Origin of the sequence: Kribbella sp. NPDC050124 (assembly GCF_044460355.1) — a bacterium.
GTDB lineage: Bacteria > Actinomycetota > Actinomycetes > Propionibacteriales > Kribbellaceae > Kribbella.
Map to the genome: position 1 here is coordinate 116,901 of NZ_JBITJU010000014.1, position 23,335 is coordinate 140,235.

Below are 23,335 nucleotides of genomic sequence, written 5' to 3' on the forward strand. Positions count from 1 at the left end.
CGTGCCGCGGGTGTGGTCTTGTCCGGTCAAATACTTACTAGCGCTTGCTCCACTCCTCCGCGAGCATCGCGTAGACGGCTTCGTCGGTCCACTCGCCCTTCAGGAACTCGTTCTTCACGAAGGTCCCCTCGTGGCGCATCCCCAGCCGCTTCAGCAGATTCGCCGATCCGGTGTTGCGCGCGTCCAGCCGGCCGATGATCCGGTGCATCCCGAACTCCTCGAAGCCGAGCCGCAGCACCTCAACCGATGCCTCCGCGGCGTACCCGTGCCCGTGGAACTCCGGGTGGAAGACGAATCCGATCTCGCCGCCCTGCTGCGCCGCGTTGTGGACGAACAGCGACACCTCACCGACGTGCTGCCCGGTCTCCCGCAGGATCGCGGCCAGCGTGATCGCCTGCCTGTCCGCGTCCATCGGCGGAAAGGCGGCCAGCCGACCGGGCAGGGACTTGTTGCGGACCCGCTCCGGCGTCTGGTTGTCGTACAGCAGGAAGCGCGTCACGGCGTCGTTGGACTGCAGTTTCAGGAGGTCTTCGTAGTCGTTCTCGAGGTATTGGCGCAGCGTCAGGCGGTCGGTCTCGATCGGCAAAGAATAGGTCACTCGACGAGCCTATGAGACGTCCGCAACCCAATAAAACAAGGGCGGCCAGGCCCTCCCGTCACGACGGCGGGAGGGCCGGCCTCCTCTCCCCGGCTCAGCCGTTGGCGAGGGCCACCAGGCGGGTCATGTCGCCGTTGAAGCGGTTCTGGTCGAGCGGAGTCGAGGTCCACTGCCAGAAGGTGTAGAAGGGCCAGCCGCCCGGCAGGGTGCCCGGCGACGAGGCGTACCGGGCCACCCAGAGCGGGTTGGTCGTGTTGAAGGCGGTGGTGTTACCGGTGCAGCGGGTCCACCAGTCGAGGTTGCTGTAGATGACGGCGTCGCGTCCGGTGCGGGACTTGTAGGTGTTCAGGAAGTCCCGGATCCAGCTGACCATCGCGGACTGACTCAGTCCGTAGCAGGTGGCGCCGTACGGGTTGTACTCGATGTCGAGCGCGCCCGGCAGCGTCTTGCCGTCCCCGGACCAGCCGCCGCCGTTGGTGGCGAAGTAGTTGGCCTGGGTCGCGCCGCTGGAGCTGTTCGGCAGCGCGAAGTGGTAGGCGCCGCGGATCATGCCGACGTTGTAGGAACCGTTGTACTGCTGGGCGAAGTACGGGTTCTTGTACGACGTGCCTTCGGTCGCCTTCACGTAGGCGAACCGCTTGCCGTTGTTCCACTGCGTGGTCCAGTTGACGTTGCCTTGGTGGCTGGACACGTCGATGCCTTCGACGGTCGCGGCCGGGGCCATGACGGCCGGCGCGGTCGCGGTGGTCGTGTTCTGCAGCCAGCCCATGTAGGCCTCGCCGGCCTCGCTGATGCCGTGCTGGCGGGCCTGGGCGGTGGGCTGGGGTGCTGCGGTTGGATCGGGCGTGCTGGCTTGGGCGGAGCCGATCGAGGCCAGGAGCAGGCCAAGAGTGACGGCGGCACCCGTGAAAAGGGCGGACTTCACGGTGAACCTCCAACAGAGCGATGAGGGGCGGAACAGAGCGCTCGGCGGAGGTTTTACCCGGCTTCGGTAAGAATCAACCCTCGATCTTCGGTGATATGTGAGTATTTACCGGATGCGATCCCGCTACCCTTGATCGGTGACACTTCGCTTGTACGACACCGCGACAGCAGCAGTGAGGGATTTCGAGCCGGTCCATCCGGGCAAGGTCGGGATCTACCACTGTGGGTTGACGGTGCAGGGTGCCCCGCACGTCGGGCACATCTACAAGGAGGTCGTCTTCGACGTCCTGCGGCGCTGGCTCGAGCGCTCCGGGTACGACGTCACCGTGATCGCGAACGTGACCGACATCGAGGACAAGATCCTGGCGAAGTCCGCCGACCGGGGCGTCCCGTGGTGGGCGCACGCCTACGAGTTCGAGCGCGAGCTGCACTGGGCGTACGACGTGCTCGGCTGCCGCCCGCCGACGTACGAGCCGCGCGCCACCGGGCACATCCCGGAGATGCTGGAGATGATCGACCAGCTGATCGAGCGCGGGCACGCGTACATCGCCCCGGACGGGTCCGGCGACGTCTACTTCGACGTGCGCTCCTGGCCGTCGTACGGCGAGCTGTCGAACCAGAGGATCGAGGACATGGAGGCCGCCGAGGACGCGGACCCGCGCGGCAAGCGGGACCCGCGGGACTTCGCGCTGTGGAAGGGCCACACCGAGGGCACCCCGCGGACGGCGTCCTGGCCGACCCCCTGGGGTCGCGGCCGGCCCGGCTGGCACCTGGAGTGCTCGGCGATGGCCGGCAAGTACCTCGGCGCGGAGTTCGACATCCACGGCGGCGGGCTGGACCTGCGGTTCCCGCACCACGAGAACGAGCTGGCCCAGTCGACCGCGGTCGGGCAGAAGTTCGCCCGGTTCTGGATGCACAACGCGCTCGTCACCACGGCCGGCGAGAAGATGTCGAAGTCGATGGGCAACAGCGCCGTGGTGCGCAACGTGGTCGAGCGGGTCCGCCCGATCGAGCTGCGCTGGTACCTGGTGCAGTCGCACTACCGGTCGGTGGTGGAGTTCTCCTTCGAGGCGCTGGACGAGGCCGCGAAGAGCTTCCAGCGGGTCGAGGGCTTCGTCACCCGCGCCACCGAGGTGACCGGTGGGGTCGAGCCGAGCGCCGAGCTGCCCTCGGACTTCGTCGCCGCGATGGACGATGACTTGGGGACGCCGGCTGCGATCGCCGTACTGCACAACACCGTGCGGGACGGGAACAAGCTGGTCGCGGACGGGGACTCGCCAGCGCTGCGGGAGAGTCTGGCCGCGGTGCGCGGGATGCTCGGCGTGCTCGGACTGGACCCGCTGGCCGAGCCGTGGGCCTCGCGGACCGGTGCCACCGAAGAGCTCAGCGAGGTGGTGGACGGGCTGGTCAAGGCGCTGCTGGAGCAGCGGCAGGCCGCCCGGGAGCGTAAGGACTATGCCGCGTCGGACGAGATCCGCGACCGGCTGAAGGCGCTCGGTGTGATCGTCGAGGACACCCCACAGGGGCCTCGCTGGTCGATCGCTCTGTCAGATTCCGGGTCGACAACCAACAACGAAGGAAGCTGACGTGCCAGGCAGTAGCCAGCGCAAGGGAGCAATCCGCAGGAAGCCGAAGGGGAACCCGACCGCCGGATCCGGTGGCCGGGTTCGCCGTGGGTTGGAGGGCAAGGGCCCGACGCCGAAGGCGGTCGACCGGGTCAAGCACCCCGCGCACAAGCGGGCGAAGGCGAAGGAGCGCGCTCAGGAACGCGAGCGCACCCGTCGCCCGGCCCGGCGCGACACCGACTCGTCCGTCGAGTGGGTGTACGGGCGCAACCCGGTGGTCGAGGCGTTGCGGGCCGGAGTCCCGGTCGCGGCGCTGCATGTTGCCGAAGGCACCGAACGGGACGCCCGGCTGCGGGAGGCCCTGCAGGTCGCGGTCGAGCACGGCATCTCGGTCCTCGAGGTGCCGCGGACCGAGCTCGACCGGGTCACCGCCGGTGGCGCCCACCAGGGTGTCGCGGTGCAGATCCCGCCGTACGAGTACGCGCATCCGGACGACCTGCTCAGCCGGGCGTACGACGCGCACGAGGTGCCGCTCGTGGTCGCGCTCGACGGGGTGACCGACCCGCGCAACCTGGGCGCGATCACCCGGTCCGCGGCCGCCTTCGGCGCTCACGGCGTCGTCGTGCCGGAGCGCCGTACGGCGTCCATGTCAGCGTCGGCGTGGAAGACGTCGGCCGGTGCCGCGGCCCGGATCCCGGTCGCCCGCGCGACCAACCTGAACCGGGCGCTCAAGGCCTACAAGGACGCCGGTCTGCTGGTCGTCGGCCTCGACATGGGCGGCGCTGTCGAGCTTCCCGAGCTCGAGGCGGCCACCGAGCCGCTCGTCCTGGTCGTCGGCTCCGAAGGCAAGGGCCTGGCCCGCCTGGTCCGCGAGAACTGCGACCTCATCGTCTCGATCCCGATGACCAGCGCCACCGAGTCCCTCAACGCCGGCATCGCCACCGGCGTAGCCCTCTACGAAATCTCCCGCCGCCGCGGTTGATGTAACTACATGAAGTAGGTACATTGATGAGTATGGAGACCATCGGGCTGCGCGAGTTGAATCAGAACCCGTCCAAGGCGGTTGCTCGCGTGCGCGCCGGCGAGACGATCGTGGTGACCGACCGCGGCCGGCCGGTCCTTCGGCTCGTGCCGGAGGACGAGCGGCCGGGGACTCTCCAGCGGTTGATCGACTCCGGTGAGGTCACGCCACCCGCGGAGCTGGGGATGCCGGATCTGATGCTCGAGCTTGCGCCGGATGTGGAGAGTCTGTCGGACGTGCTGATCGAGGATCGGGACAAGGAGCGGCGCAGGTGATCTACCTCGATGCCTGTGCGCTGTTGAAGTTCATCAAACCCGAACTCGAGTCGGCCGCCTTGCGCCAGTGGCGAGAGTCGCTGGCGGAGGACGTGGAGTTGATCACCAGTGAGCTGGCCAGGCTCGAGATCACTCGTACTCTGCTGCGGGTGGGTGTGGACCACCACCAAGTACCGTTCTGCGCGGCGCAGGCCATTCGTGGGATCTACCTGGTCGACCTGACCTCGACTGTGTTGAGCCGCGCGATGGCGTACCGGACAACCCGGCTCGGATCGCTCGACGCCATCCATCTGGCCAGCGCCGAGCCGTTTCGCGCGGACCTGTCCGAGTTCGTCACCTATGACAAAGAGTTGGCGGGTGCCGCCGAGGACCTCGGCTTCCCGGTGACCGCGCCGGCCTAGCTGTGACAAGGCGGCGCCCCGAACCCGTTGCGGGTCCGGGGCGCCGTTGCGTTGGTGTCAGTAGACGCTGACGCCGTAGCGGGAGAGGACCTCGGTGACGGGCTGGAAGTAGGTCGTGCCGCCGGACGAGCAGTTGCCGGAGCCGCCGGAGGTCAGGCCCAGGGCGACGGTGCCGGCGAACAGCGAACCGCCGGAGTCACCACCCTCGGCGCAGACGTTGGTGCGGATCAGGCCGGTGACGGTTCCCTCGGCGTAGTTCACCGTCGCGTTCAGGCCGGTGACCGAACCGCTGCGCAGACCGGTCGTGCTGCCACTGCGCTTGACCGCCTGGCCCACGAAGGCGTTCCCCGCCGACGTGATGTCCTGGGTCGAGCCGTTGTACAGGTTCACCGAGCCGGGGTGGTTCGTGTACGACGTGCTGTACCGGACGATTCCGTAGTCGTTACCCGGGAAGCTCGTCCCGTAACGGGTGCCCAGCAGGGTGGTCTTGGCGGAGTTCGCGTACCAGTTGGACGCGATGTTGGTGCAGTGGCCGGCGGTCAGGAAGTAGTACGTGCTGCCGCTGCGGACGTTGAAGCCGAGCGAGCAGCGGTACTGCCCACCGTAGATGGCGTCACCGCCGCGGATGTACTTCGACAGCTTGCCGGACATCTTCTCCAGCGTGACCCGGTTGCCGAACTGCTTCGTGACGTTGGTGAGCGCCGTCAGCTTCCCACCGGTGACCGTTTCGTCGTACGAGACGATGATCCGGCCGTCCGGAGCCGTCTCCCAGGCGGTGCCCGGGATGGTTGCGTCCCTGGACAGGGTCGCGGTGATGGCGGATGCCGACAGCGCCGCCGGGTCGACCGGGGCCGCAGATGCCTGCGTTCCCAGCAACCCGGCGGCAGCGAGCCCGGCCGCGGCCAGGATCGCAGTGGTACGGCGGATGGTGGAAATGTTCACGGTTTCAGCCTCCTCACGATGAGGACGCGCTCGGGGCGGGTGCGTCCTTGACTTAAACCGTGACTGTTCCTACCCGCTATCTCCCTGAGTATTCAGGCGAGTTCGGACGGTGAGGGAAATCCTGCACTCAGTAGACGGTGACCCCGTACGCGTTGAGGGCTTCCACCACCGGCTGGAAGTAGGTGACGCCACCGGAGCTGCAGTCACCGGAGCCGCCCGAGGTCAGGCCGAAGGCCCAGTGCCGGTAGAACAGCGGGCCGCCGGAGTCACCGGGCTCGGCGCAGACGCTGGTCCGGATCAGGCCCGCGACCCGGCCGTCGCCGTAGTTCACCGTGGCGTTCAGGCCGGTCACCCGGCCACTGTGCAGGCCGGTGGTGATGCCGGAGCGGTACACCAGCTGGCCGATGCCCGGGTTCATCGCCGTGGTGATGTCCTGCGAGCGGCCGTTGTACAGGTACACGGCGCCGCCCGGCGGACGGATGACGGTCGGGTAGATGACCAAGGCGTAGTCGTTCCACGGGTAGCTGGAGTGGTGCAGCTTGCCGAGGTAGAGGTCGTGGTCGGCGTCCTGGTACCAGGTCGTCGCCTCGTTGCCGCAGTGTCCGGCGGTCAGCAGGTAGTACTTGCCCTTCCGCTGGACGTTGAAGCCGGCCGAGCATTTCACCTCGCCACCCCACATGCCAGTGCCGCCGGTGACGTACTTGGTCAGCTTGCCGGGCAGTTTCTCGACGACGACGTTCTCGCCGAGCTTCTTGGTGACGCTGGTCAGCGCGGTCAGCTTCGCGCCGGTGACGGTGGAGTCGTAGGAGACGACGACCTTGCCGTCCGGCCGGGTCATCCAGGCCGTGCCGGGGGTGTGCACCTCCTCGTTGAGGGTGGACGTGATCTTGGCCGCGGACAGCCGGGGCGGCTTGACCGGGTCGGCCTGCGCCAGCGGCAGCGCGGCAGCCAAAGACAAAGCAGTAGCGGCGACGACTGCCGCCGTACGTCTGAGGGTGGAAGATCGCATGTCATAAGCCTTCCGTGACAAGCCGCGGGCGAACCGGCCGTGGCAGCTTCAGGACATCAAACGATTGGAAGGCGAGTCTAAGCGTCGGTAGGTCAACGTCCGGTCGAGCAGTTGGCGCTCATCGCGCAGTACGGCGTGGTCGACAGCCACGGTCCAGTCCTCACCGGACAGTGACACCGTCATCGCACCGTTGTCGAACCACGGCCCCTGCGCGATCCGCCATTCCGCCGCCACATCGCGAACCCGGGCCGACCGGGCGAGCTTGTGCAGCAGCGTGGTCATCCACCGCTTGTCGAGCAGGTGGTTCGCCCAGGCGATGTGCTTCGGCACCGGGTTCCGGAACGGCGACATGGTGAGCTGGCGGATCGCCGTACCGGGGTGGTCGATGGCGAGCAGCTGGGCCTCGGCGAGGTAGCTGCAGTGCACGTCGCCGGACAGCATCAGGATCGACGCCGGCGGATCCTCGCTGCCGGCTATCGCGGCCAGCAGGTCGGTCACGTCGTCGAACGACTTCCGGAACGACGCCCAGTGCTCAAGGTCCATGCCCTGCCGGATCCGCTCGCCGATCCGCGCGGCCCGCGGTCCCCAGGCGCCGGACGAGACCGCCTCGTCCCAGCCCTCCAGGTGATGCAGCCCTGGCGCGAGCAGGAACGGCAACGTCGATGCGAGCAGCAGGTGGTGGATCGGCCGGGACGCCTCGACCGTGTGGTGCCGCACCCACTCCCACTCGTGCGCGTCGACCATCGCCCGATCGTCGGGCTCGAGGTGACGCGAGCAGCGTGAGTCGACGGCGACCAGCCGGACCCCGCGGGACGCGTCGCCGAAGTCGCGGACGAAACTCCACCGGGTCGAGGCCGGGTCCTCGTCCGCCGCCCACGCGAAGCTGTCCAGGTACGCCGTCCGCTCGTCGTCGTCCTCGATCGAGAGCATCGCCCGGTACGTCGAATCCTGGTCGAGCTGCTCGGGTGAGAGGTTGCCGAGGTGCTGGTAGACCCAGTACGACGCGTAGGCGCCGACGACCCGGTCGTGCCACCAGGGCTGCGCGGTCACCCACCGACGCCAGCTCAGCGAGGTGTTCCAGTCGTCGCGCAGGTCGTGGTCGTCAAGCAGCATGCACAGTGGGACCGTGGAGAACAGCCAGCGCACGGCCGGCGTCAGCCACGAGTCGTCGTACAGCCAGGTGTACTCCTCGAAGTTGCCGATCTCGTCGGCCACCTCGGACCCCTGCCGCCCACCGTGCGCCGCCCGCAACTTCTCGAGTACGGCGTCCGACGGATCGTCGGCGTACACCTGGTCGCCGAGCAGCAGGATCGCGTCAGGTGGCTCGTCGCCGCCCGCGGCCATCCGCTCGGCGAGCGCCACCAGGGCGTCCGGGCCGAACTCCTTGAACCCCTTCGCGTCGAACGGCGCCGACCGCCGGCAGGACCCGAACGTCAGCCGGAAGGTCCCGTCCGCGCGCGGGGTCCGGATAACGCTGGCGCCGTACGGCTGGTCCTCAGGCGGCCACACTTTCGAGCTGTCCAGCCGGACCTCGTACGGCGTCTCGCTGGCCGGCGTCAGGCCGTCGATCCGGACCAGCGCGTAGTGGTGCCCGTGCACCGACCAGGTGCGGGCGCGATGGCCGAGCACCTCGACCTCGCAGGGCTCGCTCGTCTCGACCCAGACGGTGGCCTGGGTGTCGTCGACGTACCGCAGCAGCGGCCCCAACCTCAGTTCCATCCGGAAAAACTAGCTGCTCAGTCCAATCGGAGGGAATGCAGGACGAACGAGGCGAGCTCGCGGTAGGCCTCGGCGTCGTTGAGGCCGGTCCGGCGGGCGATGTCGCCGCGCTGGATGGCCTGCATGGTGTGCGCGATCATCTCGGCGGCGAACGCGATGTCGACCGGCCGGAACGCCTTGTGGTTGATCCCGTCCTCGATCAGCGTCCGGACCCGGTCGGCGGCGATCCGGGTGTTCCGCTCGTACACCGAACGGGCCGGCGCGAACCGGGCCACGTCGTCCAGGAAGGTCCGGCTGGCCGGCCGGAGCGCATCCGCGACCGCGTTCAGGTACGCCGCGATCCGCCGGTCGTGCCGGGTCTGCCGGGCCACCGCGGACTCCACCTCGGCGGTGGCATTCTTGAAGTAGTGCTTCACCACCTCGACGGCGAGCTGTTCCTTGCTCGGCGCGAGTGCGTAGAGGGTCGTCTTGCTGCAGCGCAGCTCGGCGGCCAGGTCGTCCAGGGTGAACCGGCTGAAGCCCTGCGTGAGAAACAGGGACAGGAGCCGGTCGAGCAGCTCGGACTGCCTGCGGGTACGCCGCCCCGGAACGACTGTTGTCATATCGAGACAGCATAGAACGATACGGAACTTTGGGCTTCAGTATCGTTACGAGTATCATTTCGTCAGCCGTTGAGAGGGGTGCCTGATGGCTGTCGATCGGCTGTTGCCGACTGAGGAATCCGTTGACCTGCTCGCCCTGGTCCGCGACCTGTGCGAGCACGAGCTGGCGCCGTACGCCGCGAAGGCCGAGGAGAGCGAGACCTTCCCGCGGGACGCGTTCCGCACGCTCGGCAAGGCCGGCCTGCTCGGCCTGCCCTACCCGGAGCAGTACGGCGGCGCCGAGCAGCCGTACGAGGTGTACCTCCAGATGCTGGAGGAGGTCGCCGCCGCCTGGATGTCGGTCGGCGTGGGGGTGTCGGTGCACACCATGACCAGCTACGCCGTCGCCACCTTCGGCACGGAGGAGCAGCGGGCCGGGTTGCTGCCCGACATGATCGGCGGTGAGCAACTGGGCGCCTACGCGCTGTCCGAGCCGCAGGCGGGGTCCGACATCAGTTCGATGACCACGAAGGCGGTCCGCGACGGTGACGACTACGTCCTGACCGGCACCAAGGCCTGGATCAGCCACGGCTCGCACGCCGACTTCTACACCACCTTCGCCCGGACGTCGGACGACCCGAAGCGCGGCATCTCCGCCTTCCATGTGCCGGCCGCGTCCAAGGGGCTCAGCTTCGGCGCGCCCGAGCGCAAGATGGGTATGACCGGCTCGACCACGACGCTGGTCAACTACGACCAGGTCCGGGTGCCGGCCGCGAACCTGATCGGCGCCGAGGGCGACGGCATGCGGATCGCCCTGTCCGCCCTGGACTCCGGGCGGCTCGGTATCGCCGCTGCGGCGATCGGCCTCGCGCAGGCTGCGCTCGACGTGGCTGCGTCGTACGCGCTGGAGCGGCAGCAGTTCGGGCACGCGATCGCGGACTTCCAGGGCATCCAGTTCCTGCTCGCCGACATGGCGGCCGCGGTCGAGTCGGGCCGGGCGACGTACCTGCAGGCTGCGCGCCGGCGCGACCTCGGCCGGCCGTTCACCCAGCAGGCGGCGATCGCCAAGCTGGTCTGCACCGACGCCGCGATGAAGGTCACCACGGACGCGGTCCAGGTGCTCGGTGGGTACGGTTACACCCGCGAGTTCCCGGCCGAGCGCTACATGCGCGAGGCCAAGGTCACCCAGATCTTCGAAGGCACCAACCAGATCCAGCGGCTGGTGATCAGCCGCGACCTGCTCAGGAGCGTCAAATGAAGCTTGCCCCGTCCGACGTCGCACTGGTCACCGGTGGCGGTTCCGGCCTCGGTGAGGCGACCGTACGGCGACTTGCCGCCGACGGACTGGGGGTCGTCATCGTCGACCTGCCGTCGTCACCCGGCAAGGCGATCGCGGACGAGCTGGGCGACCGGGTCGTGTTCGCCCCGGCCGACGTCACCGACGAGGCCGCGGTGACCGCGGCCCTGGAAACGGCAGCCGAGCTGGGAGAGCTCCGCGTGGTCGTCACCTGCGCGGGGATCGCCACCCCGGGCCGGGTCGTCGGCCGCAAGGGCCCGTTGCCGCTGGCAACCTTCCGGCAGGTCGTCGAGGTCAACCTGATCGGCACCTTCAACGTGCTCCGGCTGGCCGCCGAGCGGATGATCGCGCAACCGGCCGGCGAGGACGGCGACCGCGGCGTCGTCGTGATGACCGCGTCCATCGCGGCGTACGACGGCCAGGTCGGGCAGGCGGCGTACGCGGCCAGCAAGGGCGGCATCGTCGGCCTCACCCTGACCGCCGCGCGCGACCTTGCGGACAAGGGGATCCGGGTTGTCACGATCGCGCCGGGCACGATGGAGACGCCGATGCTGGCGGGCCTCCCGGAGGAGACCCGCACGATCCTCGAGCAGCAGGTCCCGCACCCGTCCCGGCTCGGCCGCCCGTCGGAGTACGCCGCCCTGGTCGGTCACATCATCGACAACCAACTGCTCAACGGCGAGGTCATCCGCCTCGACGGCGCCCTCAGGATGCCGCCGCGCTGAGTTTCAGCCAGCGGACGCCGTGCGCGGGCACGTCGCACTCGAGCTCTCCTGACACGGACTGGGATGTCCCGTCCCACAGGTCGTGCGACTCGCCGGATGCTGCTGCCAGGGACTTGAGGGGGACGGATACCTTCCGCGCGGAGTCCCCGGTCCAGAAGATCGCCACGTAGGCGGCCTCCTGCGACCGGGCCGTCCACACGATCAGCTCGCCGTCGTCGATCGGCTCGCGGATCACCTCGCGACCGTCGTACGACGTGGTCAGCAGCTCCGACAACGCGGGATTGGCCAGCAGGGCAAGGGTTTCGTCGTCGGTCGTCGGCAGATCGCCGCCCATCATCAGCGGCGACCGGCCCATCACCCACAACGTGAGCAGCGTCCGCTGCTCGTCCCAGGTGAGCCGGCTGGCCCGATCCTCGCCGCGTTCGGCCCGGATCCCGATGCGGCCGAGCGGAAGCATGTCGGCGTCCGCCCACCCGCCGGCCTGCTGGAACGGCGCCCAGCGCGCCAGTCGCGCGAACTGCGCGTGCACGTCCTCCCAGCGGTCCCACAGGTCGTCCGAGATCCGCCACAGCTGCGCATTCGCCCGCAGGTGGTCGAGATGATGCGTCGACAGGTGCGTGCCCGGTGACAGCGACAGCACGATGTCCCGGCCACTGCGCTCGATCGCCTGCGCGAACGCCGCGATCTCGCGATCGTGGTACGGCGCCAGCATGTCGTCGGCCTTGATGAAGTCGACACCCCACTCGGCGAACTGCGCCACCTGGGCGTCGTAGTACGCCTGGGCGCCGGGGTGGTCGTGGTTCAGGCCGAGGTTGTCCGGGTTCCACGCGCAGACGTGCTCCGGATCGGCGATCTCCCGGGCGGTCCACTGAGTGCCGAACACGGGCAGGTCGAGCTCGACCGCGCGGCGGGGGATGCCGCGCATGATGTGCAGCCCGAACTTCAGCCCGAGGTCGTGCACCGCGGTCGCCAGCGGCCGGAAGCCGGCGCCGTCGACCGCCGAGGGGAAGCGGTTCGGCGCCGGCAACTGGCGGCCGTGGTCGTCCAGGACGATCGGCGCGTCGGTGTTGTACCCGTGCGAGCGAGCGGTCGGGTCGTACCAGGCGATGTCGACGACCACGGTGTTCCAGCCGGCGGCCAGCAGCTTGTCGTGCATCACCTGCGCGTTCGCGAGCACCTCGGCCTCGGTGACCGTGGTCCCGAAGCAGTCCCAGCTGTTCCACCCCATCGGCGGGGTGTGGGCGCGGGTCACCATTCCGCGAATGAGCCGTCGGAGTGCCGCAGCACCGGTGAACGCCAGGCGTGGCCCTCGGCTGCGGCTGCGCGGACGGCGTCCTCGTTCACCTCGATGCCGAGACCCGCACCGGCGGGCCGCTCGATGTGGCCGTCCACGAAGCTGAACACTTGTGGATCGATCAAGTACTCGAGCCCGGCGCTGCCGCCGCCGTACTCGATGCCGAGGCTCTGCTCCTGGATCAGGAAGTTCGGCGTCGCCAGGTCGAGCTGCAGGCTCGCGGCCAGTGTGATCGGGCCCAGCGGGCAGTGCGGCGCGACGGCCACGTCGTACGCCTCGGCCATCGCGGCGATCCGGCGCACCTCGGAGATGCCGCCGGCGTGCGAGATGTCCGGCTGGGCGACGGCGATGCCGGCCGGGAGGACGTCGCGGAAGTCCCAGCGTGAGTAGAGGCGTTCGCCGATCGCGATCGGGATGCTGGTCGACTCGGTGACCCGGCGCAGGTCCCGGGCGAACTCCGGCAGCACCGGCTCCTCGACGAACATCGGCAGCAGCGGCTCGAGCAGCGGCAGGATCTGCCGGGTGGCCGCCGTACTGAACCGGCCGTGGAAGTCGAGCGCGATGTCGATCCCGTCGCCAAGCGCCTCGCGCAGGGCGGCGACCCGGCTCACCATCGCATGGATCTGCGCGGCGGACGGGATCGGCGGCAGCGCCTCGGCGAGGTTGAGCTTGATCGCGGAGAACCCCTTGGCCACCTTGGCCTGCGCGTCGTCGACGATCTGCGCGTTGTCGCGGCCGTGCACCCAGGTGTAGATGCGGACCCGCTCGCGGACCGGACCACCGAGCAGCTCGTGCACCGGCGTCTCGTGGTAGCGGCCCTTGATGTCCCACAGCGCCTGGTCGATTCCGGCCAGCGCACTGGAGAGCACCGGGCCGCCGCGGTAGAACCCGCCCTTGGCCAGGGTCTGCCAGTGGTCCTCGATGCGCAGCGGATCCGTGCCGACCAGGTACTCCATCAGTGCGGTGACCGCGCCCTGCACCGCCTCGGCGCGGCCTTCGACGATCGGCTCACCCCACCCGCTGATGCCCTCGTCGGTATCGATCCGCAGGAACTGCCACCGCGGCGCCACCAGAAAGCTCTCATACCCGACGATCTTCACCTGAGTCGTCGCGGGGCGTCCCCATCGTCCAGGGAGAGGAGGAACCGCGACTGCCTCCCTTCGGGGATTGGGGACTGTCGGTCCCGGCTGATTGGGTAGATGGTGTGTCTCGGTTCCGCATGTACCCGACTCCGGCGCAGCAGGCTGCGCTGTTGGATCAATGCGGGCATGCCCGATACGTGTGGAACCTGGCCCTTGAGCAGTGGTCCATGTGGACCCGCGACCGGGGACCGACACCGGGCTTTGCCGAGCAGTGCCGGCAATTGACCGAGGCGAGAGCGACGTTCGCCTGGCTGCGGGCCGGGTCGCAAACCGTGCAGCAGCAGGCGCTGCGGGATTTCGCCCATGGCATCAAGAACTACTACGGAGGTACGCACCGGCGTCCGACCTGGCGCAAGGCCGGACTGAACGAGGGGTTCCGCATCGTCGGTTCCCAGGCTTCCCGGATCGTGAAGCTGAGCAGGAGATGGGCCGAGGTCAATGTGCCCAAGGTTGGCTGGGTGCGGTTTCGGCTGTCCCGCGCCGTGGCCGACGCGAAGTCCTACCGGGTCACCCGCGACCGGGCCGGCCGCTGGCACCTCGCGTTCGCCGCGGTCCCGCCGCCCATCCCGGCACCGGGGACGGGCGAGGTGGTCGGTGTGGACCGCGGCGTCGCCGTTTCCGCCGCCCTGTCCACCGGTGAACTCCTGACCTGTCCCAGGTTGTCGGACACCGAGCAGGTGAGACTGAAGCAACTGCAGCGTCGGCTGGCCCGGTGCCGTCGTGGCTCCAACCGCCATCGGCGGGTAAAGGCTGCGATCGCCGAGCTGCACGCCCGGGCGGGCGACCGCCGCAAGGACTGGGTCGAGAAGACCAGCACCGACCTCGCCCGGCGCTTCGATCTCATCCGCGTCGAAGACCTGCACATCGCCCAGATGACCAAGCGCCCCAAGCCCAAACCCGGCCCCGACCGAGCGGGTACCTACCTGCCGAACCGGCGCCGTGCCAAGGCCGGGCTCAACCGGGGCATCCTGGCCAACGGCTGGGGACTGCTTGTCCAGCGCCTGAAACACAAGGCCGCTGGGCGGATTGAGAAGATCCATCCTGCGTACACGTCGCAGACCTGTAGCGTCTGCGGGCACTGCGCGCCGGAGAACCGTGAGAGTCAAGCGGTGTTCCGGTGCGTGGCCTGCGGACACCGGGCCAACGCGGACGTGAATGCGGCGGTCAACATCGCGGCCGGACGGGCCGTCAGTGCACGCCGAGGGACGCCCGTACGGGTCTCGCCGAAGCGTGAACCTCAACACGCTACCTCCGCGTAGTTGGTTGGAATCCCCGCCCGTCAGCGGTGGGGAGGACGTCAAACGGCCTCATTCGTTCGGAGTTCGGCGCCGGCCAGCAGGGCGGCGACGAGTTGGTCGGTCTGGCGCAGGACGAGGGCGGCGGCGCCGGATGCGCCGGCCCGGACGCCGAGGTCGAGCTCCGCGGCGACCACCTCGGCGTCGCGGGTGAGGGCCATCGCGGACCGGCGCAGGGTGGCGCGGATCGGTTCCAGGATCAGGTCGCCGGTCCGGGCCAGCTCTCCGCCGATGATGATGACGCCCGGGTTGATCAGGTTGCAGATGTTCGCCAGCACCCGCCCGGTCACCTCGCCCGCCTCCCGCAGCACCCGCACCGTGTCCGGGTCGCCGGCGCCGGCCGAGGCGAGCAGCTCGTCGATGTCCTTCAGCTGCAGGGCTTTCAGTACGGCGTTCAGCGATGCGTACTGCACCAGGCAGCCGCGGTTCCCGCACGGGCACTGCGCGCCGGCCGGATCCGCGGAGATGTGCCCGGCCTCGCCGCCGCCACCGCGGGCGCCACCGTGATGAAGGTTGCCGTCGACAAGCAATCCGGCGCCGATCCCGGTGGACAGCCCGAGGAACAGCACGTCGCGGACGCCCCGGCCCGCGCCCCAGGTGAACTCGGCCACCGCCTCGAGCCGGGTGTTGTTGTCCACCAGCAGCGGTACGTCGAGGTGCCGGCCGAACTCGGCGGAGACGTTCACCCCGGCCCACGCCTGACCGGGCAGGGACGGGCCGACCACTCCGGTCTGCAGGTCGATCGGCCCGGGGACGCCGATCGCGACACCGACCAGGGCATCGCGATGGAGACCGGCCTCGGCGAGCAGGTCGTCGAGCAGGGCGACACCGGCGGTCAGTCGCTCCTGCCACGGGGTGTCCCGCGGTGTGGTGACGCCCGCGCTGGCGAGTGTCCGACCGGACAGGTCGGTGACGTGGCCCCAGACCCGTTCGAGGGTGAAGTCCAGGCCGGCCGCGGCGCCCGCTCCCGGGTTCGCCCGCAGGAAGCCACGGGCGCGCCCGTCCACCTCCGAGGCGTCGATCCCGGCTTGGGCAACTTGGTCGCCGACGACCTCGATCACGACTCCGCCGGTGATCAGGTCCGCGACGATCGTCGACACGGTGGTCCGGGACAGGCCGCAGATGCGAGCCAACTCGGCCCGGTGCAACGCCCCGTGCTCCATCAGGGCGGACAGCATCCGTTCGGAGTTGGTACGCCGTAGCGCTCGCAGTGATCCGGTGTCCTTGGCAGCCACGTCGTCGAGTATCGACGCCCGGTCCCGTCGACGTCAATAAAACTGACATGGTGTGTTCACACTCTTGACACAGACCCGGAACTGCTCGAACAATTCCGGACACAGATCGGGTATCGGTCCCGGCCGGGCGACATGGATGGCACGACATGAGCGCTGTGCGGAACGACCGTGAACCGCTGGTGGTGATCACCGGCGGACTGGGCCGGGTGGCCGGGGTGGTGCTGCCTCAACTGCGCAAGCACTACCGGCTCCGGCTCGTCGACCGGTCCGCGCCGGCTGCGTCCGGCGAGGAGGTCCTGCAGGCGGACATCGGCGATCCCGATGCGGCGTACCGGGCCTTCGAGGGCGCTGACGCGGTGCTGCACCTGGCCGCGAACAGCAGCCCCTGGCAGACCTGGGACAGCGTGTACGCCGCCAACGTCCGGCCGACCCAGACCGTGCTGGAGGCGGCTGCGGCCCACGCCGTACCGAAGATCGTGCTGGCCAGCTCGCTGCACGTGGTCGGTGAGTACAACCGGCCGCAGTACTGGCCTGTCGATCCACGGGTCGATCCGCGTCCTTGCTGTCCGTACGGCCTCGGCAAGGTCGTGCTGGAAGCGCTAGCGCGGACCCACGCGGCGCGGACCGGTGCATCGGTCACGTGTCTGCGACTCGGCCTGACCGGCTGGCCGTTGACCGAGCGGCGCTACCTGGGCCAGTGGCTGTCCGACGGCGACGCCGGACGGCTGGTGCTCGCCGCGCTGAACGCTCGGGAGCACTACGGCGTGCACTTCGGGGTCTCCGCCAACACCCGCAACCACTGGGACACCACCTCGGCTCGGCACGAGCTCGGCTACCGGCCCGAGGACGACAGCGAGCTCCTGGCAGACCGGACCGGCCCCTCCTCCGGTCCGGTCTGCCGGCTCTTCGACGACTCACAGCTTTCGGAATGACTTCGGAATGAGAGGTTCGACATGACCACCACGAATCCAGGGCTCTCCCGCCGCCGGTTCCTCGCCCTCTCGGGGACCGCCGTCGGCGGCGCGCTCGCGGCCGGCTGCTCGCCCGCGTCCTCGACGAACACGCCGGCCGCGGGCTCGGGCACGGGCTCGGGTTCGGCCGCCAAGGGGACCGTCACCGTGATGTCGCAGTCGGGTGAGTTCGGCCCGAAGGAGGCCAAGGCGGCCTCGCAGGCGCTCGGCATCACGGTCAAGACGGTCGAGTACGACCTGACCAAGCTGACCGCGATGCTGGCCAGCGGCAACCCGCCGGATGTCGTCCGCGGGATGGGTGCGACCGAGACGCCGTACCTGGTGGCCCGGCAGGTGGCCGAGAACCTCGATCCGTACTTCGAGAAGAGCACGCTGATCAAGGCCGACGACATCGACCCGGTCAACGACGTCTGGCGGTACGACGGCCAGAAGCAGGGCAGCGGACCACGGTACGGGTTCGCGAAGGACTACTCGCAGGACTGCACGATCTGGTACAACGGCGGCCTGTTCGACGCGGCCAAGGTGGCCCGGCCGAGCGCGACCACGCCGCTGCTGCTCGACGACCTGCTCGAAGAGGGCCGGAAGCTGACCAAGCGGCAGGGCGCCAAGGTCAGTGTCTACGGCCTCAACCCGAACGGGCTCGGCCTGTTCACCCAGCTCTCCTGGCTGACCGATTTGGCCGGCGGCAAGCTGACCGCCGACGACCTCGCGTCCGTCGACTTCAGCAGCCCGGAGGCGCAGCGGGCCCTGACCTGGTATCTGGAGTACGCCAAGGCCGGTATCGGCCCGACCGTCCTCAACCCCGACCCGAACGGCTGGGACGGCCCGACGTTCCAAGCCGGCCGGATGGCGGCCACGCTCAGCGGCTATTGGCTGGGCGGGCTGTTCTCCGGCGACGCGAAGTCCGCGAAGGTCGCGGGGTTCGCGCCGGCGCCGCAGTTCGACACCGGCCGCCGGGTCAGCCCCTGCTTCGGCGCGACCGGGCTGTGGATCCCGAAGGCCAGCAAGAACAAGGACGCTGCCTTCGCGGTCATGGAGTGGTTCCTCGCCGGCGACCCGGCCAAGGCGCGGGCGGCCAGTGGCTGGGGCATCCCGCCGCTGAAGTCGCTGCAGAAGCTGATGCCGCAGAAGTTGCCGTACCAGAAGCAGGCCTACGACGTGCAGATGGCCGAGAAGGAGCACTTCTCGGTGATGTCGTTCACGCCGTACGTGCGGCTGGACGCGATCAACACCGTGATCGGCCGTGAGTTGCCCAAGGCAATCAAGGGGACGACGACCGCCGGCCAGTTGGGTGACACCTTGAACTCGCAGCTCAACGCGCAACTCGAGGACGGAAAGAAGCGGCTCCGGTGAGTTCCGCGCTGACCGACGTACGGCGTCCCACCGCCGCGCCGGCCGCGGCGCCACGGACGGAGGGGAAGAAGAAGCCGCCGAGCCTGCGGCGGGCGCGGACCTTCTACCTGTTCGTCGCGCCGTGGATCATCGGGTTCGTCGCGCTGACCGTGTTCCCGCTGGGGTACGCGTTCTGGCTCAGCCTGACCGACTCCGACGGCCTGTCGCCGAAGACGCATTTCGTCGGCTTCGCGAACTACGTCGAGATCTTCCAGGACCCGTTGACGCTCAGCTCGCTGGCCAAGACGGGCGTGTTCACCCTGGTCACGGTGCCGTTGTCGATCCTGGCCGGGCTGCTGCTCGCGGTGATGCTGAACCAGCCGATCCGGGCCCGCGGGCTGTTCCGGGCGCTGATCTACCTGCCGGCGGTGGTCCCGCCGGTGGGTGCGGCGCTGACGTTCCGGCTGATCTTCGACCGGGACGCGGGTGCGGCGAACGGCGTCCTGAGCACCTTCGGTCTGGATCCGATCACGTGGCTGGTCGATCCGAACGCGCGCTACGTGTTGTACGGCCTGGTGATGTGGGGCTGTGGCGGCGCGATGATCATCTCACTGGCAGGACTGCAGGACATCCCGAAGGAGTTGCAGGAGGCGGCTCAGGTGGACGGGGCGTCGTACTGGCAGTCCTTCACCAGGATCACCATCCCGCTGCTGTCGCCGGTGATCCTGTTCCAGGTGATCACCGGGGTGATCGGCTCGCTGCAGTCGTTCGCACCGCTGCTGCTGTCGTCCGGTTCGCTCAGTGGGGCGGGGACGGTGCCGCAGGGCAACTACATGTACATGATCCACGTGTTCGCGCAGTACTTCTCCGCGTCCCGCTTCGGCTACGCCTCGGCGATGCTGTGGATGCTGTTCGCGGTCATCCTGCTCGTCACGCTGGTCATCATCAAGGTCAGTGCCCGGACCGTCTTCTACACCGTCGAGCCCGAGGGGAAGCGATGACCCGGTCCTACCGCTACGCGCTCTACATCGTGCTGCTGAGCGTCGTACTGGTGATGCTCAGCCCGATCTACTGGCTGGTGCAGACCTCACTGAAGTCGCCTGCCGAGATGGCGTCGTTCCCGCCGACCTGGTTCCCGTCCGCGCCGCGGCTCGCGAACTACACCGAGGCCGTCACCAGCGTGAACTTCGTCGGCGCACTGCAGAACTCGCTGACCATCGCGTTCATCACGACCACGCTGACCACGCTCAGCTCGGCGTGGGTCGGTTTCGGGTTCGCCCGGCTGACCGCGCCGGGGAAGAAGCAGCTGTTCGTCATCCTGCTGTCCACGATGATGCTGCCGGGGATCGTGACGCTGGTGCCGACGTACCTGATCTTCGCGAAGCTGCACATGGTCAACACGTACTGGCCGTGGGTGGCCTGGGGGCTCGGCGGCAGCGCGTTCCTGATCTTCCTGTTCCGGCAGTTCTTCGCCGGGATCCCGCGGGAGATGGAAGAGGCCGCGATCATCGACGGCTGCGGGTACGTCGGGATCTTCTGGCGGATCTTCCTGCCGCAGTCCTGGCCGGTGATCGCGGCCAGCGTGATCCTGTCCTTCACCGGCGCCTGGGGCGACTTCGTCGGGCCGGCCATGTTCCTCAGCCAGGACAGCACCACGCTGGCGGTCGCGATGGCGACCGGCTACGTCAACGACAAAGGGCTCCCGCTCAACAACCTGGTCGCCGCCGGCGCGGTGATGTACGTGCTGCCGGTCCTTGTCCTGTTCATGTTCATGCAACGCCGCTTCGTCAGCGGCTTCTCGACGTCAGGAATCAAGTGATGAGACTACGAACCTGGTCGATCGCGGTGGCCGGCCTGCTCGTTGCCGCCTGCCTCACGAGCACTGCTCAAGCCGAACCTGTTGTCGACGAAGCATCCGGGCCGACCTGTGCGGAGCAGACGTCGGCGCCTGCTCGTGGTCTGCCGCTGGCTTGGCATGACGAGTTCAGTGGTCGAGCGCTCGACACCAGCCGGTGGAGCACGGTGATGGACTTTCCGGGCCGGGCGGGCGGTCACTACCACAACACGTCGTACGGGAGTTATGCCGTCGACGAGAACGTCGTACTCTCGGGTGGCCGGCTGCGGCTCGTCACCGACAACAAGCCGGTGGTCGGCACTGATCCGGCGGGGACCTACCAGTACACCGAGGGCTTCATCTCCTCGCACGACAAGTTCTTCCAGGCCTACGGCTACTGGGAGATCTGCGCGAAGTTCCCGGCCGGCAAGGGGTTGTGGCCGGCGTTCTGGCTGATCCCGCAGGATCGGAGCTGGCCGCCGGAGATCGACGTCGCGGAGTGGTTCGGCAGCATCGAGAGCATGCACAGCGGCCTCGCCTCCGGCAACTGGCCGGACGTCCGCTGGGACAGCCACTGGTCCACGAGCCTGACCCCGACGACCGGCTGGCACAAGTACGGCGTCCTCTGGTCCCCCGGCCGCATCACCTTCTACACCGACGGCACCCCGACGTCCACCATCACCGGCGCCCAGGTCCCGGTCAAAGCCATGTACGTCGTCCTCAACAGCGGCACCTGGGCCAACCCCGACCGAGGCGGCCCACCCGACGCCACCACCCCGTTCCCCAACTCCTTCGACATCGACTACCTCCGCGTGTACCGCTCGAAATAGCCCTGTGGACAACGTCTGACCCGGGTCGGAACACCCATATCTTCCCTGGCGACCGACGAGGAAAGGTTGGTGTCAGACAAATATGTACTATGATGCGGTCATGGCTGAGGTTCCGATTCGGATGTTGAACCAGGAAACGGCTCGAGTGCTGGCCCGGGTCAAGCACGGCGAGGAGATCGAGATCACCGAGCGCGGCGTGGTCGTGGCTCGCCTCATCCCAGCCGTGCCGTCGCCGACGGCACGGCTGCTCGCCACCGGAAGCTTCCGTCCGGCCCGGCTGACCAGGCGGTTCTCGCGCCCGAGAGGAGAGGTGCGGACCGACTACGAGTCGGGTGCGCTGTTGGAGGAGATGCGGAACGAGGAGCGCTACTGATGATCTACCTGGACTCTGCGGCGGTGGTAAAGCTCATCCGCCGGGAGACGGCGTCGGACGCGCTCGTCGACTGGCTGAACGAGCAGGTCGACCGGATCTTCGTCTCGTCGTCTTTGGTCGAGGTGGAGCTTCCGCGGGCCCTCCGCCGCCATGAGCCGGCTCTGCTCACGGCGGCGCCCTCCGTCCTGGCGCAGATCTCTATGTACGACATCGACGAGACTGTGCGCAGCACGGCGGCCGCCTACCAGGATCCGATGATTCGGTCGCTCGACGCGATTCACCTGGCCACGGCGGACGCCGTGCTGGGCGACGACCTCACGGCCTTTGTCAGCTACGACCGCCGGCTGCTGGCGATCGCAGAAGCCATCGGTCTTCCCATCGAGAGCCCTGGTATGAACTGAACAATCGCTTGCCTGAGGCAACGAAGGTCAGCGGGGTGAGGGAGTCAGGGGCCCGGCGGGGTCGAAGAGGTCGCTGGGTTGGTCGGGTTTGTGGGCGTTTTGGCGGATGAGGTCGAGGGTGGTTGAGTCGGTGTGGCGTTCGGTGATGCCGTCTGTGGTGGGGAACTGGAAGGTGCCGGAGACGTAGCAGAGGGCGTAGGTGACGCGGACGGGGTAGGACTGGGTGCTGCCATGCAGGGTGACGACGAACGTGCGTTGGTCGGTGTCGTGGCAGCCTTCGGCCCAGCCGCCGGGGGGTGGTCCCTCCGGGGCGGTGGCGAGGCGTTGGGCGAGTGTGCTGGCTTGGCGGCCGGTGAGGGTTGAGGCGGCGACCAGGGTGTTGTTCCAGTACTCGCAGATGCCGGCCGAGCTGATGCGGTCCGTGGCATCGAGGCCGGTGCCGCGGCGACCGGAGTCGATCGGGGAGCAGCCGTAGTAGTCGGTGCCGGTGATCGGGCGGGCCGAGTCGAGGATGCGTCGGCGAAGGGCGTCGTCCTTGGTCAGCACGCTGATCTTCACGCCGGCGACCAGTCGCGTCTCCTCGGTCCAACCGGCGTCGTACTGCTTGATGCCCGGTGCCTGGACGTCGTTGAACCACACGTAGGGCAGTCGTCGCTCGACCGGCAGTACGGCGTCCTCGCAGGTGTAGCCGTACTTGCCGAGCCAATCGTTGCTACGGCCGATGATCGGCCTGCTCGGCACCTGGAAGCCGTGACACGGCGCCGGGCCGGAGACGTGTTGCGTCCAGTCCGCCGGCACCTGGACCTGCACGGTCTTGTACGACTCCCACCGCCAGCCCGAATCCGGTGCACCAGGCCGGGCGACCTGAGGATCCGTGCGTACGTCGGTGATCGAATGCGTCGCAGTGATCGCGGTCGCGACGGCTGCGCACGCCAGTACGGCGGCGCCGATCGTGCGACCGGTGCGGCGACGGCGGAGCCGGTAGTGGACGGCGGACAGCAGGTCCCCGTCCGACGGGGCCTCCGTCGCGTGCTTTGACAAGCTCGTCACGATCAGCTTCTCGTGGGCGTCCATCAGCGGTTGACCTCCTCGGAAGTGGTCAGAGTGGTGCGCAGGCTCGCCAGCGCACGGTGGATCTGCGACCGCACGGTCGCCGGGCTGCACTCGAGAATCTCGGCGATCTCGGCGTCGGGCAGGTCTTCGTAGTACCGCAGTACGACGGCCGCCCGCTGCTTGGCCGGCAACGTCGCACACAACGCCCAGACCGCGTCCTGCTCGGCCTGAGCGACCGCGTGGTCCGGGCTCGGCGAGTCCACACGTGGATCCGCCGTCGGGCTCTCCCGGCGGAAGAATCGGCGCCACCGGGAGATGTCGGCGTTGACGATCGAGCGTCGTACGTAGGACTCGGGGTCACCGTCGCGGCAGATCCGCGACCACCGCGAGTACGCCGCCACCAGCGCGTCCTGCACGGCTTCCTCGGCCCGGCTGTGGTCGCGGGTGATCAGGTACGCGAACCGCAACAACGCGGCGCCACGCTGCCCCACCCACGCATCGAACTCCGGTCGCTCCAT

At 68.7% G+C, this 23,335-nt stretch carries 25 protein-coding genes; 14 read left to right on the forward strand and 11 right to left on the reverse strand.

Translation table 11 applies throughout. The features are described from left to right. Positions 1 to 37: 37 nt before the first annotated feature. Positions 38 to 598 carry a GNAT family N-acetyltransferase gene (locus tag ACIBL3_RS28655; RefSeq protein WP_396356725.1) on the reverse strand — a complete coding sequence of 187 codons (561 nt, stop codon included), beginning with the start codon at positions 596 to 598 and terminating at the stop codon, positions 38 to 40. A 94-nt stretch (positions 599 to 692) separates the two neighbouring features. Next, positions 693 to 1,523 (reverse strand): lysozyme, encoded by an 831-nt coding sequence (locus tag ACIBL3_RS28660; protein ID WP_396356726.1) that lies wholly within the window; start codon positions 1,521 to 1,523, stop codon positions 693 to 695. A gap of 136 nt (positions 1,524 to 1,659) precedes the next feature. On the opposite strand from ACIBL3_RS28660, the gene cysS reads away from it, so the two are divergent. From cysS to ACIBL3_RS28680, 4 genes are read left to right on the forward strand one after another with little or no spacing between them, the layout of a single operon-like run. Next, positions 1,660 to 3,108, forward strand: a complete 1,449-nt coding sequence (gene cysS / locus ACIBL3_RS28665) for a cysteine--tRNA ligase (protein WP_396356727.1) — start codon at positions 1,660 to 1,662, stop codon at positions 3,106 to 3,108. Position 3,109: 1 nt separating this feature from the next. After that, positions 3,110 to 4,069 carry a 23S rRNA (guanosine(2251)-2'-O)-methyltransferase RlmB gene (rlmB, locus tag ACIBL3_RS28670; RefSeq protein WP_396356728.1) on the forward strand — a complete coding sequence of 320 codons (960 nt, stop codon included), beginning with the start codon at positions 3,110 to 3,112 and terminating at the stop codon, positions 4,067 to 4,069. A 32-nt stretch (positions 4,070 to 4,101) separates the two neighbouring features. After that, on the forward strand, positions 4,102 to 4,383 hold the full coding sequence (locus tag ACIBL3_RS28675; protein ID WP_396356730.1) for a type II toxin-antitoxin system Phd/YefM family antitoxin: 282 nt from the start codon (positions 4,102 to 4,104) through the stop codon (positions 4,381 to 4,383). Then, entirely contained in the window at positions 4,380 to 4,784 is a 405-nt protein-coding gene (locus ACIBL3_RS28680) for a type II toxin-antitoxin system VapC family toxin (RefSeq protein WP_396356732.1), read from the forward strand. The genes ACIBL3_RS28675 and ACIBL3_RS28680 overlap by 4 nt, the downstream gene beginning before the upstream one ends. A gap of 57 nt (positions 4,785 to 4,841) precedes the next feature. Here ACIBL3_RS28680 and ACIBL3_RS28685 read toward each other — a convergent pair whose 3' ends face one another. From ACIBL3_RS28685 to ACIBL3_RS28700, 4 genes are all read right to left on the reverse strand, one after another. Next, complete coding sequence (locus ACIBL3_RS28685) at positions 4,842 to 5,726, reverse strand: S1 family peptidase (RefSeq protein WP_396356733.1); 885 nt, start codon at positions 5,724 to 5,726, stop codon at positions 4,842 to 4,844. 127 nt (positions 5,727 to 5,853) lie between these two features. Beyond that, positions 5,854 to 6,735, reverse strand: coding sequence for a S1 family peptidase (locus tag ACIBL3_RS28690; protein ID WP_396356734.1), 882 nt, complete (start codon positions 6,733 to 6,735; stop codon positions 5,854 to 5,856). Between the two features lie 48 nt (positions 6,736 to 6,783). After that, positions 6,784 to 8,454 carry an alkaline phosphatase D family protein gene (locus tag ACIBL3_RS28695; RefSeq protein ID WP_396356736.1) on the reverse strand — a complete coding sequence of 557 codons (1,671 nt, stop codon included), beginning with the start codon at positions 8,452 to 8,454 and terminating at the stop codon, positions 6,784 to 6,786. A gap of 17 nt (positions 8,455 to 8,471) precedes the next feature. Further along, positions 8,472 to 9,056 (reverse strand): TetR/AcrR family transcriptional regulator, encoded by a 585-nt coding sequence (locus ACIBL3_RS28700; protein ID WP_396356737.1) that lies wholly within the window; start codon positions 9,054 to 9,056, stop codon positions 8,472 to 8,474. Between the two features lie 85 nt (positions 9,057 to 9,141). On the opposite strand from ACIBL3_RS28700, the gene ACIBL3_RS28705 reads away from it, so the two are divergent. Together ACIBL3_RS28705 and ACIBL3_RS28710 are read left to right on the forward strand one after the other, a co-directional pair. Then, positions 9,142 to 10,293 carry an acyl-CoA dehydrogenase family protein gene (locus tag ACIBL3_RS28705; RefSeq protein ID WP_396356739.1) on the forward strand — a complete coding sequence of 384 codons (1,152 nt, stop codon included), beginning with the start codon at positions 9,142 to 9,144 and terminating at the stop codon, positions 10,291 to 10,293. Then, positions 10,290 to 11,057: a 3-hydroxyacyl-CoA dehydrogenase gene (locus tag ACIBL3_RS28710; RefSeq protein ID WP_396356741.1), complete on the forward strand. Its 768-nt coding sequence runs from the start codon at positions 10,290 to 10,292 to the stop codon at positions 11,055 to 11,057. The genes ACIBL3_RS28705 and ACIBL3_RS28710 overlap by 4 nt, the downstream gene beginning before the upstream one ends. On the opposite strand, the gene ACIBL3_RS28715 is transcribed toward ACIBL3_RS28710, so the two are convergent. Both ACIBL3_RS28715 and dgoD read right to left on the reverse strand, forming a co-directional pair. Continuing rightward, positions 11,038 to 12,285, reverse strand: a complete 1,248-nt coding sequence (locus ACIBL3_RS28715; RefSeq protein WP_396356742.1) for a glycoside hydrolase family 27 protein — start codon at positions 12,283 to 12,285, stop codon at positions 11,038 to 11,040. The two genes, ACIBL3_RS28710 and ACIBL3_RS28715, sit on opposite strands and share 20 nt — an antisense overlap. Positions 12,286 to 12,305: 20 nt before the next feature. Next, complete coding sequence (gene dgoD, locus ACIBL3_RS28720) at positions 12,306 to 13,451, reverse strand: galactonate dehydratase (protein WP_396356743.1); 1,146 nt, start codon at positions 13,449 to 13,451, stop codon at positions 12,306 to 12,308. Positions 13,452 to 13,570: 119 nt separating this feature from the next. On the opposite strand from dgoD, the gene ACIBL3_RS28725 reads away from it, so the two are divergent. Continuing rightward, entirely contained in the window at positions 13,571 to 14,752 is a 1,182-nt protein-coding gene (locus tag ACIBL3_RS28725) for an RNA-guided endonuclease InsQ/TnpB family protein (protein WP_396356745.1), read from the forward strand. A 38-nt stretch (positions 14,753 to 14,790) separates the two neighbouring features. Here the strand turns inward: ACIBL3_RS28725 and ACIBL3_RS28730 are convergent, their stop codons facing one another. Continuing rightward, the gene (locus ACIBL3_RS28730) at positions 14,791 to 16,023 is read right to left on the reverse strand and encodes an ROK family protein (protein WP_396356746.1); all 1,233 of its coding nucleotides are present in this window, start codon (positions 16,021 to 16,023) and stop codon (positions 14,791 to 14,793) included. A gap of 146 nt (positions 16,024 to 16,169) precedes the next feature. Between ACIBL3_RS28730 and ACIBL3_RS28735 the strand changes: the two genes are divergently transcribed. The 7 genes from ACIBL3_RS28735 to ACIBL3_RS28765 all read left to right on the forward strand — a co-directional run bounded on the left by ACIBL3_RS28735 (position 16,170) and on the right by ACIBL3_RS28765 (position 21,764). Beyond that, positions 16,170 to 16,955, forward strand: a complete 786-nt coding sequence (locus ACIBL3_RS28735; protein ID WP_396356748.1) for an NAD-dependent epimerase/dehydratase family protein — start codon at positions 16,170 to 16,172, stop codon at positions 16,953 to 16,955. Positions 16,956 to 16,976: 21 nt separating this feature from the next. Next, positions 16,977 to 18,347: an ABC transporter substrate-binding protein gene (locus tag ACIBL3_RS28740; RefSeq protein WP_396356750.1), complete on the forward strand. Its 1,371-nt coding sequence runs from the start codon at positions 16,977 to 16,979 to the stop codon at positions 18,345 to 18,347. Further along, complete coding sequence (locus ACIBL3_RS28745) at positions 18,344 to 19,327, forward strand: carbohydrate ABC transporter permease (protein WP_396356751.1); 984 nt, start codon at positions 18,344 to 18,346, stop codon at positions 19,325 to 19,327. Before ACIBL3_RS28740 ends, ACIBL3_RS28745 begins: the two co-directional genes overlap by 4 nt. Further along, positions 19,324 to 20,145 carry a carbohydrate ABC transporter permease gene (locus tag ACIBL3_RS28750; RefSeq protein ID WP_396356753.1) on the forward strand — a complete coding sequence of 274 codons (822 nt, stop codon included), beginning with the start codon at positions 19,324 to 19,326 and terminating at the stop codon, positions 20,143 to 20,145. Before ACIBL3_RS28745 ends, ACIBL3_RS28750 begins: the two co-directional genes overlap by 4 nt. After that, a complete protein-coding gene (locus ACIBL3_RS28755; protein WP_396356755.1) occupies positions 20,145 to 20,990 on the forward strand; it encodes a family 16 glycosylhydrolase in 846 nt (281 codons plus the stop codon). The genes ACIBL3_RS28750 and ACIBL3_RS28755 overlap by 1 nt, the downstream gene beginning before the upstream one ends. Positions 20,991 to 21,090: 100 nt before the next feature. Further along, positions 21,091 to 21,363, forward strand: coding sequence for a type II toxin-antitoxin system Phd/YefM family antitoxin (locus tag ACIBL3_RS28760; RefSeq protein ID WP_396356756.1), 273 nt, complete (start codon positions 21,091 to 21,093; stop codon positions 21,361 to 21,363). Beyond that, positions 21,363 to 21,764: a type II toxin-antitoxin system VapC family toxin gene (locus ACIBL3_RS28765; protein ID WP_396356758.1), complete on the forward strand. Its 402-nt coding sequence runs from the start codon at positions 21,363 to 21,365 to the stop codon at positions 21,762 to 21,764. The genes ACIBL3_RS28760 and ACIBL3_RS28765 overlap by 1 nt, the downstream gene beginning before the upstream one ends. A 27-nt stretch (positions 21,765 to 21,791) precedes the next feature. Here the strand turns inward: ACIBL3_RS28765 and ACIBL3_RS28770 are convergent, their stop codons facing one another. Further along, positions 21,792 to 22,838 (reverse strand): hypothetical protein, encoded by a 1,047-nt coding sequence (locus tag ACIBL3_RS28770; RefSeq protein ID WP_396356759.1) that lies wholly within the window; start codon positions 22,836 to 22,838, stop codon positions 21,792 to 21,794. Next, entirely contained in the window at positions 22,838 to 23,335 is a 498-nt protein-coding gene (locus ACIBL3_RS28775) for a SigE family RNA polymerase sigma factor (RefSeq protein ID WP_396356761.1), read from the reverse strand. The genes ACIBL3_RS28770 and ACIBL3_RS28775 overlap by 1 nt, the downstream gene beginning before the upstream one ends.